This is a genomic window from Pseudomonas sp. NPDC087598, from assembly GCF_044743525.1.
Lineage (GTDB): Bacteria > Pseudomonadota > Gammaproteobacteria > Pseudomonadales > Pseudomonadaceae > Aquipseudomonas.
This window is the reverse complement of sequence record NZ_JBIUWQ010000002.1, coordinates 167,663-178,771: the sequence shown is the minus strand read 5'-3', so window position 1 is coordinate 178,771 and position 11,109 is coordinate 167,663. Positions and strand designations below refer to the sequence as shown.

General features: G+C 60.3%; 6 protein-coding genes. 4 read left to right on the top strand and 2 right to left on the bottom strand.

All coding sequences use genetic code 11. The features are described 5' to 3' along the window. The first annotated feature begins 36 nt into the window (after positions 1-36). The 4 genes from ACIOWE_RS02190 to ACIOWE_RS02175 all read left to right on the top strand — a co-directional run bounded on the left by ACIOWE_RS02190 (position 37) and on the right by ACIOWE_RS02175 (position 7,886). Positions 37-3,144 carry an efflux RND transporter permease subunit gene (locus ACIOWE_RS02190; protein ID WP_401386805.1) on the top strand — a complete coding sequence of 1,036 codons (3,108 nt, stop codon included), beginning with the start codon at positions 37-39 and terminating at the stop codon, positions 3,142-3,144. Further along, on the top strand, positions 3,141-4,610 hold the full coding sequence (locus ACIOWE_RS02185; protein WP_401386802.1) for an efflux transporter outer membrane subunit: 1,470 nt from the start codon (positions 3,141-3,143) through the stop codon (positions 4,608-4,610). Before ACIOWE_RS02190 ends, ACIOWE_RS02185 begins: the two co-directional genes overlap by 4 nt. A gap of 301 nt (positions 4,611-4,911) precedes the next feature. Then, positions 4,912-6,993 (top strand): putative bifunctional diguanylate cyclase/phosphodiesterase, encoded by a 2,082-nt coding sequence (locus ACIOWE_RS02180; RefSeq protein ID WP_401386799.1) that lies wholly within the window; start codon positions 4,912-4,914, stop codon positions 6,991-6,993. A gap of 146 nt (positions 6,994-7,139) precedes the next feature. Beyond that, positions 7,140-7,886 (top strand): SDR family oxidoreductase, encoded by a 747-nt coding sequence (locus ACIOWE_RS02175; RefSeq protein ID WP_201226074.1) that lies wholly within the window; start codon positions 7,140-7,142, stop codon positions 7,884-7,886. A 150-nt stretch (positions 7,887-8,036) separates the two neighbouring features. On the opposite strand, the gene mapR is transcribed toward ACIOWE_RS02175, so the two are convergent. Further along, on the bottom strand, positions 8,037-9,446 hold the full coding sequence (mapR, locus tag ACIOWE_RS02170) for a GntR family transcriptional regulator MpaR (RefSeq protein ID WP_102355104.1): 1,410 nt from the start codon (positions 9,444-9,446) through the stop codon (positions 8,037-8,039). Between the two features lie 227 nt (positions 9,447-9,673). Next, positions 9,674-11,104, bottom strand: coding sequence for a cytochrome c oxidase accessory protein CcoG (gene ccoG, locus ACIOWE_RS02165; RefSeq protein WP_201238297.1), 1,431 nt, complete (start codon positions 11,102-11,104; stop codon positions 9,674-9,676). Positions 11,105-11,109 lie beyond the last annotated feature (5 nt).

Genomic DNA, 11,109 nt, shown 5'->3' with positions numbered 1-11,109 from the left:
CACAATGGTTCTGAGTGAATCCTGGGATATTGGTCAATGAATCTGTCCGGTCCTTTCATCAAACGCCCGGTCGCGACCATGCTTCTGAGCCTGGCGATCATGTTGCTGGGCGGTGTGAGTTTCGGTTTGCTGCCGGTGGCGCCGTTGCCGCAGATGGACTTCCCGGTGATCGTCGTGCAGGCGAGCCTGCCCGGTGCCAGTCCGGAAGTCATGGCATCCACCGTGGCCACGCCGCTGGAACGTTCGTTCGGCGCGATTGCCGGCGTCAACACCATGAGCAGCCGCTCCAGTCAGGGCTCGACCCGGGTCATTCTGCAATTTGACCTCGACCGCGACATCAATGGCGCGGCGCGGGAAGTGCAAGCGGCGATCAACGCTTCGCGCAACCTGTTGCCGAGCGGGATGCGCAGCATGCCGACCTACAAAAAGGTCAATCCGTCGCAGGCGCCGATCATGGTGCTGTCGTTGACCTCGGACGTGCTGGAAAAAGGCCAGCTCTACGACTTGGCGTCGACCATTCTTTCGCAGAGCCTGTCGCAGGTTCAGGGCGTCGGCGAAGTGCAGATCGGCGGCAGCTCCTTGCCGGCGGTGCGCATCGAACTCGAACCGCAGGCACTGAACCAGTACGGCGTGGCGCTCGACGATGTACGCAAGACCATCGCCGACGCCAACGTGCGCAGGCCCAAGGGCTCGGTCGAAGACGGCCAACGGTTGTGGCAGATTCAGGCCAACGACCAACTGGAGAAAGCCAAGGATTACGAATCGCTGATCATCCATTATGCCGACGGTGCCGCGTTGCGCCTCAAGGACGTGGCCAAGGTCAGCGATGGCGTAGAAGATCGTTACAACAGCGGTTTCTTCAACGATGACGCGGCGGTGCTGTTGGTGATCAACCGCCAGGCCGGCGCCAACATCATCGAGACGGTCAACGAGATCAAGGCGCAGCTCCCCGCGTTGCAAGCGGTGCTGCCGGCCAGCGTCAAGCTGAATCTGGCGATGGACCGCTCGCCGGTGATCAAGGCCACATTGCACGAAGCCGAAATGACCTTGCTGATCGCCGTGGCACTGGTGATTCTGGTGGTGTTCCTGTTTCTCGGTAACTTCCGCGCTTCGCTGATTCCGACGTTGGCGGTACCGGTGTCGCTGGTCGGCACGTTCGCGGTGATGTACCTGTATGGTTTTTCGCTGAATAACCTGTCGCTGATGGCGCTGATTCTTGCCACCGGCCTGGTGGTGGACGACGCCATTGTGGTGCTGGAAAACATTTCCCGGCACATCGACGAAGGCGTCAAACCGATGCAGGCCGCGTACCTTGGCGCCAAGGAAGTCGGCTTCACGCTTCTGTCGATGAACGTTTCGCTGGTCGCGGTGTTCCTGTCGATTCTGTTCATGGGCGGGATTGTCGAGAGCCTGTTCCGCGAGTTTTCCATCACCTTGGCCGCAGCCATCGTGGTATCGCTGGTGGTGTCCCTGACACTCACGCCGATGCTCTGCGCCCGCTGGCTCAAGCCGCATACGCCGGGGCAGGAAAACCGTTTACAGCGCTGGAGCCGCAAGACCAACGACTGGATGGTCGGCAAATACGCCACCAGCCTTGATTGGGTATTGCGCCATCGACGCCTGACGCTGCTCAGCCTGATCATCACCGTTGGCGTCAACGTGGCGCTTTACGTGGTGGTTCCGAAAACTTTCATGCCGCAGCAGGACACCGGGCAGTTGATCGGTTTTGTGCGCGGCGACGACGGGCTGTCGTTCAGCGTGATGCAGCCGAAAATGGAAACCTTCCGCCGCGCCGTGCTCAAGGACGAAGCGGTAGAAAGTGTCGCCGGGTTCATCGGTGGCACCAACGGCACCAACAACGCGTTCATGCTGGTACGCCTGAAACCGATCAAGGAGCGCCAGTTGTCGGCGCAGAAAGTCATCGAACGTCTGCGCAAGGAAATGCCCAAGGTGCCCGGTGCGCAATTGATGCTGATGGCGGATCAGGACCTGCAATTCGGCGGGGGCCGCGAACAGACCACTTCGCAGTACAGCTACATCCTGCAGAGCGGTGATCTGGGTGAGTTGCGCAAGTGGTATCCAAAGGTCGTCGCGGCGTTGCGAGCCTTACCGGAACTGACCGCGATTGATGCCCGTGAAGGCGCAGGCGCGCAACAGGTGACGTTGATCGTTGATCGAGATCAGGCTAAACGCCTGGGCGTCGACATGAACATGGTCACGGCGGTGCTGAACAACGCTTACAGCCAGCGGCAGATTTCGACGATATACGACAGCCTCAACCAGTATCAAGTGGTGATGGAGGTCAATCCGAAGTACGCCCAGGACCCGGTGACGCTCAAACAGGTGCAGGTGATCACGGCTGACGGTGCGCGGATTCCGTTGTCGACCATCGCTCACTACGAGAGCAGCCTGGAAGACGACCGGGTCAGCCACGAAGGTCAGTTTGCCTCCGAGGACATTTCCTTCGACATGGCCGAAGGCGTAACGGTGGAGCAGGGCAGCGCCGCCATCGAGCGGGCGATTGCCAAACTCGGCTTGCCGGAGGATGTGATTGCGAAAATGGCCGGTACCGCCGACGCCTTTGCCGCCACCCAGAAGAGCCAGCCGTTCATGATCCTCGGCGCGCTGCTGGCGGTGTATCTGGTCCTCGGTGTGCTGTATGAAAGCTACATTCACCCGTTGACGATTCTGTCGACCTTGCCGTCGGCCGGGGTCGGAGCATTGCTGTCGATTTATGCGTTGGGCGGCGAATTCAGCCTGATCTCGTTGCTCGGGTTGTTCCTGCTGATCGGCGTGGTGAAGAAAAACGCGATCCTGATGATCGATCTCGCATTGCAACTGGAACGGCACCACGGCATGACGCCACTGGAATCGATCCGCAGCGCCTGTCTGCAACGTCTGCGACCGATTCTGATGACTACACTGGCGGCGATTCTCGGTGCCTTGCCGTTGTTGCTCAGCCGTGCCGAAGGTGCGGAAATGCGCCAGCCATTGGGCTTGACCATCATCGGCGGGCTGATTTTCAGCCAGGTTCTGACGCTTTACACCACCCCGGTGGTTTACCTCTATCTCGACAAGCTGCGCCATCGCTTCAACAAATGGCGTGGCGTGCGTACTGACGCCGCTCTGGAAACTCCGCTATGACTGACCAATCGCTTATCCATCTGGCCACCGTTCGCGGCTCGCGTCTCTTGAGCCTGTCGCTGTGCGTGGCGATGCTCAGTGCCTGCGCCGTCGGCCCGGATTACCAGCGCCCGCAGACCGCCGAAATCGCTCAATACAAGGAAGCCGAAGGCTGGCGTCAAGCCAATCCGAGCGATTCGCTGGCCCGTGGCGCCTGGTGGGAACTGTATGGCGATCAGCAGCTCAACGGCCTGGTCGAAAAGCTCAACAGTTCCAACCAGACAGTCGCGCAATCGGAAGCCCAATACCGGCAGGCCCAGGCGTTGGTGCGCAGCGCACGTGGGGCGTTTTATCCGAATGTCGATCTGAGTCTGGGCAAAACCCGTTCAAGCCAGGGCACCGGCAGTAGCAGTTCTAGTCTGAGCAGTTCCTCCAGCGGTATCCGCGATACCTACAACGCCGAGTTGGGCGTCAGTTGGGAAGCCGATATCTGGGGCAAGCTGCGTCGTGGACTTGAAGCCGACAAGGCCAGCGCGCAGGCGAGTTTTGCCGATCTGGCGGCGATGCGCCTGAGCCAACAGTCGGAACTGGTGCAGAACTACCTGCAATTACGGGTGATCGATCAGCAAAAGCGTCTGCTTGAATCGACGGTGGCGGCTTACGAAAAATCGCTGAAAATGACCCAGAACCAGTACCGTGCCGGGGTTTCCGGGCGTGACGCAGTCGCTCAGGCGCAGACACAGCTGAAAACCACCCAGGCCGATCTGGTCGATCTGATCTGGCAACGGGCGCAATTCGAGAATGCCATTGCCGTGCTGACCGGGCAGGCACCCGCAGATTTCAATATTGCGGAGACGCAGACCATTCCGAACTTGCCGCAGGTGCCGTTGAGCCTGCCGTCGCAGTTGCTCGAGCGTCGCCCGGACATTGCCTCGGCCGAGCGCTCGGTAATTGCCGCCAACGCCAACATCGGCGTGGCAAAAGCCGCGTACTACCCGGATTTGTCTCTGAGCCTGAGTGGCGGTTACAGCAGTAGCACCTCGAAAAATCTGATCAGTCTGCCAAACCGTTTCTGGTCGGTCGGGCCGAAACTGGATCTGCCGCTGTTCGACGGCGGCATACGTTCGGCGGAAGTCGACCGCACTGAGGCGGTGTATGACCAGACTGTGGCGAAATATCGGCAAACCGTGCTCGATGGTTTCCGCGAGGTGGAAAACTATCTGGTGCAGTTGAAGGTGTACGAGGATGAGGCCGCGGTGCGCCAGGAAGCCCTCGATGCCGCGCGTGACTCTTTGCGTTTGACGGAAAACCAGTACAAGGCCGGGCTGATTGCCTATATCGATGTGGTAGTGGTGCAGGCCACGGCGCTGAGCAACGAGCGGACCGTGCTGAACATTCTGCAGAGCCGATTGATTGCCAGCGTGCAATTGATTGCCGCGCTGGGCGGCGGCTGGGATGGCGATCTGGAAGTAAGCGACAACCGCTGATCCAGGCGGCAAATTCGCTACTGTGGCGAGGGAGCTTGCTCCCGCTGGGTTGCGCAGCGACCCCAAGAGGTTTGGGAGCGCTGCGCACTCCAGCGGGAGCAAGCTCCCTCGCCACAAGTGCAAGTGTTTCAGTATTTGAGGCCCGGGCCAGAGCCTTGCAGGACGATCAAACAAGCGTTTCATCGGGTTGATGGCAGATTGCTCACTTTGTCAGTGCGTTCTTCTGCGCAATCAGTACAATCGCCGCATTTGCCCGACCGAGAATGGACACTATCGGGGTTGGGTGGTCACGAGAATTCGCATGCTCATCGGTACTTATTCCTCCACGCTGGTTTTCATTTCGCTGTGCGTTGCGATCCTCGCTTCCTACACAGCCCTCGACCTCACCGGTCGTATCGCTACCGCCAAAGGGCGGGCGGTGCATTTCTGGACTGCCGGTGGCGCGTTCGCCATGGGTGTTGGCGTCTGGTCGATGCACTTCATCGGCATGCTGGCTTTCAAACTGCCGATCGACCTCGGTTATGACGTCACCCTCACAGTGCTGTCGCTGCTGATCGCGATGCTGTCCTGCGGGTTCGCCTTGTGGCTGGTCAGCCAGCCGAAACTGCCAGTCCTGCAATTGGCGTTCGGCGCACTGATCATGGGCACCGGCATCAGTGCCATGCATTACATGGGCATGGCGGCAATGCGCATGACGCCCGGGATCGACTACGACCCGACGCTGTTCGGCGCGTCCTTGCTGATCGCCGTCGGTGCGTCCGCCGCCGCGTTGTGGATTGCCTTCCGCCTGCGCCAGCATTCGCCTTATGTGCGTCTGATTCGCGCTGGCGCTGCGGTGATCATGGGCATCGCGATTGTCGGCATGCATTACACCGGCATGGCGGCCGCGCAGTTTCCTGACGGCAGTTTCTGCGGCGCGACGGTCAATGGCCTGAAGGGCAATGGCCTCGACAGCCTGGTGCTGATCACCACGCTGGCGGTGTTGTCGATTGCTTTGCTGACTTCGATTCTCGACGCACGCCTTGAAGCACGCACGGCGGATCTGGCGCACTCGCTGACGGTGGCCAACCGCGAACTGACGCAGCTGGCGCTGCACGACACCCTGACCGGTCTGCCCAATCGCATGCTGCTGGACGACCGGATCAATCAGGCGATGAAGAAAGTCCATGAACAAGGTGGCTGCTTTGCCTTGATGTTCATCGATCTGGACGGCTTCAAACCGGTCAATGATGCCTTCGGCCATCACATGGGCGACCAACTGTTGCGTGAAGTCGGGGTGCGTTTGCGCGAAGACTTGCGCAGCCTCGACACGCTGGCGCGCATCGGCGGCGATGAATTTGTCTTGCTGGTGCGCCTGACCGAACCCAACGATGCGTTGGGACTGGCGGCGCGTCAGGTCGGTCTGATCGCGCAATCATTCCGTGTGGCTGAACATGATTTGCAGATCTCCGCCAGCGTTGGCATCGCCCTGTATCCGGGCAATGGCCAGAACGCCCAGGAACTGCTGATGAACGCTGATGCCGCGATGTATCACGCCAAGGGTGGCGGCAAAAACGGTTACAGCTTCTTCGACGCCTCGATGAACAACAACGCGCGCAAACAATTGCAACTGTTGCAGGACTTGCGCGCAGCGCTGGAGCACAGCCAGTTCACCCTGCATTACCAGCCCAAATTCGACGCTGCCAACGGTCATCCGGTGGGTGCCGAAGCGTTGTTGCGCTGGCAGCACCCGATCCACGGCATGCTGATGCCGGACAAATTCATTGATCTGGCGGAGAAGTCCGGTCTGATCATCCCGATCGGTGATTGGGTGCTCAATGAAGCCTGCCGACAGATGCGTGAGTGGTACGTGCTCGGCTACACCGACTGGCGCATTGCCGTGAACCTCTCGGCGTTGCAGTTCTGCCATGCCGGGCTGGTGCGCAGTGTCGCGAAGGCATTGGCGACTCACCATTTGCCGGCCAACAGCCTGACCCTGGAAATCACCGAAACCACGGCCATGAGCGACGCTGACGCGAGCATGACCGTGTTGCAGGAGTTGTCGGACATGGGTGTCGATCTGTCGATCGATGACTTTGGCACCGGCTATTCGAGCCTGATGTACCTCAAGCGCCTGCCGGCCAATGAACTGAAGATCGACCGCGGTTTTGTCCGCGATCTGGAGCACGACAGTGACGACGCAGCGATTGTTTCTGCAATTGTTGCGCTGGGCCAGGCCTTGGGCTTGCGGATTGTCGCCGAAGGGGTAGAGACGGGCTCGCAGCAGGATTTTCTCACCCAGTTGGGCTGTGACTCGTTGCAGGGGTATCTGCTCGGGCATCCGATGCCGGCGGACCAGTTCATGCAGGACATTACCCGGGGCGAGAAGCACGCGACAGTTTGATCGGCACAATCCCTATCCGATGATGAAAACTGTGTGGTGAGGGGATTTAGCTCAGGTTTCGCTTCGCACACAGTCCATGCAAAACCCGTCAATGGCGGTTATTCTTCCACCCGATTGTTACGTGGGCATTGGGGGGAAAGGCCAGCATGGATAAAGTCATTGTGATCACCGGTGGCGGGCGCGGGATTGGCGCCGCGACGGCGTTGTTGGCTGCCGAGCAGGGCTATCGGATCTGCATCAATTACCAGTCGGATGAGCAGGCCGCGCAAAGCGTGCTGGAGCAAGTCCGCGCGCTGGGCGCACAGGCCATTACGGTGCGCGCCGACGTCAGCATCGAAGACGAAGTGGTCGCGATGTTCCATCGGGTCGACACCGAGCTGGGCCGGGTCACCGCACTGGTGAACAACGCCGGCACCGTCGGGCACAAATCGCGAGTCGATGAAATGTCCGAATTCCGCATCCTCAAAATCATGAAAACCAATGTCCTGGCGCCGATCCTCTGCGCCAAACACGCGATCCTGCGCATGTCGCCCAAACACGGCGGGCAGGGTGGCAGTATCGTCAATGTGTCGTCGGTGGCTTCGCGCCTCGGCTCGCCGAATGAATACGTCGATTACGCGGCATCCAAAGGCGCGCTCGACAGCTTCACCATCGGTCTGTCCAAGGAAGTGGCGGGCGAGGGGATTCGGGTCAATGCGGTGCGTCCGGGATTCATCTACACCGATTTCCACGCATTGAGCGGCGATCCGGATCGAGTCAGCAAGCTCGAGTCGGCGATTCCGATGGCCCGTGGCGGACGGCCGGATGAAGTGGCGGAGGCGATTGTCTGGCTGCTTTCCGACAAGGCTTCTTATGCCACCGGTACCTTCGTCGATCTGGGTGGCGGGCGCTGATTTTCGGGTTTTTTGTTGCCTGACAGGGCCTCATCGCTGGCAAGCCAGCTCCCACAGGTTTTGATGTCGATCACAGAATATGTGCTCAATACAAATCACTGTGGGAGCTGGCTTGCCAGCGATGGGGCCAGTGCAAACACCTGCAATCTGTCAGAACGACCGCACAATCCGCCCCAACGTCTCCATTGCCTTCTCCGAATCCTCGGTCCACGGGCTGCCGTAATTCAAGCGGATGCAATTGCGAAACCGCTGGGTCGGCGAAAAGATCGGCCCCGGCGCGATGCTGATGCCTTGCGCCAGCGCCATCTGAAACAACTTCAACGAATCCATCTGCGGCGGTAGTTCCAGCCACAGGAAGTAGCCGCCCGCCGGTTGACTGACCCGCGTCTGCGCCGGGAAGTAACGGGCAATCGCCGCGAGCATCGCGCTCTGCTGTTCTTCCAGGGCGTAGCGCAGTTTGCGCAGATGTCGATCGTAGCCGCCGTGTTGCAGGTAATCGGCAATCGCCGCTTGTGCCGGCATCGACGCGCACAACGACGTCATCAGTTTCAGCCGCTCGATCTTTTGCGCGTAACGCCCAGCGGCAACCCAGCCGATGCGATAGCCGGGGGCCAGACTCTTGGCGAAGGAGCCGCAATGCATCACCAGCCCTTCGGTGTCGAACGCCTTGGCCGGTTTCGGTGCCTGTTGGCCGTAGTAGAGTTCGGCGTAGACATCGTCTTCGATCAGCGGCACCTGATGGCGGCGCAGCAGTTCGACCAGTTCCTGTTTCTTCGCCTCGGGCATGGTCGCGCCCATCGGGTTCTGGAAACTGGTCATGCACCAGCAGGCCTTGATCGGGTGGCGCTCCAGCGTCTGCGCGAGCACGCCGAGGTCGATGCCGTCACGCGGGTGCACGGGAATTTCCACGGCTTTGAGCTTGAGGCGTTCCAGCACTTGCAGGCTGGCGTAGAACGCCGGCGCCTCAATGGCCACCAGATCACCGGGTTCGGTGACGGCTTGCAGGCACAGGTTGAGCGCCTCGAGGGCGCCGTTGGTGATCAGCAGCTCCTCCATCGGCAGCATCAGCCCGCCGACCATGTAGCGCAGGGCGATTTGTCGACGTAGCTGCGGGTTGCCCGGCGACATGTCGGTGACGACCATGCGCGGGTCCATTTCCCGTGCGGCGCTGGCCAATGAACGCGAAAGGCGTTGTAGCGGGAACAGCGTCGGGCTGGGGAACGCCGAGCCGAACGGCACGGTGCTAGGGTCTTTGATCGACTCCAGCACCGAGAACACCAATTCGCTGACGTCGACCTCGGTGGAATCGCTGACGTGGCTGCTGATCACCGGCTCCGAGAACGGGCTCGGGGCGTGGGTGTTGACGAAATAGCCGGAGCGCGGCCGGGCGCGGATCAGGCCGCGGCGTTCAAGCAGGTAATAGGCCTGGAATACTGTGGACGGGCTGACACCGTAGGTCTGGCTGGCATAGCGCACCGACGGCACGCGCTGGCCGGGGCCGAGAACTCCGGAGCGGATCAGTTCAGCGATGTCGTCGGCGAATTTTTCGTAGCGTTTCATCGGTTGCCCGGTCAGTGAGTGATTCGAGTGTATGCAATTGTGGTGAGGGGATTTAGCGAAACGTCGCACCGCCCCGATGGGCTGCGAAGCAGCCCTGAAACCATGCAGCGAGGTGTGCCAGGTATTTCTCAGCTGTAGGGTTTGGGGCTGCTTCGCAGCCATCGGGGATAAATCCCCTCGCCACAGGGTGTTGCGTTGTCAGTGAAAAACGACAGCATCTTAACGGCTCAGCGATTCATAGGCGCCACAAACCTGCTTTTCGCCACGCTGTAAATCTCGGGCTCATCGCTGTCGGCGATCTTGAAACTCAAGGTCTGCGAGCTGCTGCTCGGGCGTTCCGTGGTCATCGCCACCGAAACCGGCACATCGACAATCTCGCCCGGCGCCAGGCTCAGTTCGGTCTTGCCTTGCAGCTGGAAGCCATCGCCGTCCACCAGGCTCAGGTTGTAGTCCTGGCGCTGCTGGGTCTTGTTGATGACTTTGAGGGTGTAGATGTTTTCGATCTGGCCCTGACCGTTTTCACGGAACAGCCCGCGATCCTTGGTGACGTCCAGCGAGACCATCGGCCGCTCGACCAGCGCCAGCGCCAGTGCGCCGATCATCACCAGTAACACCGCGACATAACCGATCAGCCGTGGTCGCAGCAGGTGCGTCTTGCCACCCTGCAACTCGCGCTCGGAACTGTAGCGGATCAAACCGCGTGGGTAGTTCATTTTGTCCATGATCGAATCACAGGCGTCGATGCACGCCGCGCATCCGATGCATTCCATCTGCAAACCGTCGCGGATGTCGATGCCGGTGGGGCAGACCTGCACGCACAACTGGCAATCGATGCAATCGCCAAGCCCGGCCTCGACCGGTTTCACGTCGCGCTTACGCGGACCACGGTTCTCGCCACGGGCGACGTCGTAGGCGATCGCCAGGGTGTCCTTGTCGAACATCACGCTCTGGAATCGCGCATACGGGCACATGTGCATGCACACCGCTTCTCGCAACCAACCGGCGTTAATGTAAGTGGCGGCAGTGAAGAACAACACCCAGAACAGGCTGACGCCGCCGATTTGCAGAGTCAGCAGTTCTTCGGCCAACGGGCGGATCGGCGTGAAGTAACCGACGAAGGTCAGGCCGGTCATCACGCTGATCGCCAGCCACAGCGTGTGCTTGGCCGCACGCCTGGCCAGTTTGTTCAGGCCCCACGGCGCCGCTTGCAGTTTGATCCGCTGATTGCGTTCGCCCTCGGTGATCTTCTCGCACCACATGAAAATCCACGTCCACGAACTCTGCGGACAGGTGTAGCCACACCAGACGCGCCCGGCGAACACGGTGATGGCGAACAGGCCGAACGCGGCGATGATCAGCAGCGCCGAGAGCAGAATGAAATCCTGTGGCCAGAAGGTCGCGCCGAAGATGTGGAATTTGCTTTCCGACAAATCCCACAGCACGGCCTGACGACCGCCCCAATTCAGCCACACCGTGCCGAAAAACAGCAGGAACAGAAACCCCGCGCCGCTCATGCGCAAGGTGCGGAACAGGCCGGTAAAACTGCGGGTGAAGATCTGGTTGTCGCTGGTGGCGTGTTTCGCCTTCATTGGGCGCGCCGGTACTTTTTTTATCTGGGGAGATGCTTCTACGGTTCGGACGGGGATTTGTTCGCTCATGGTCG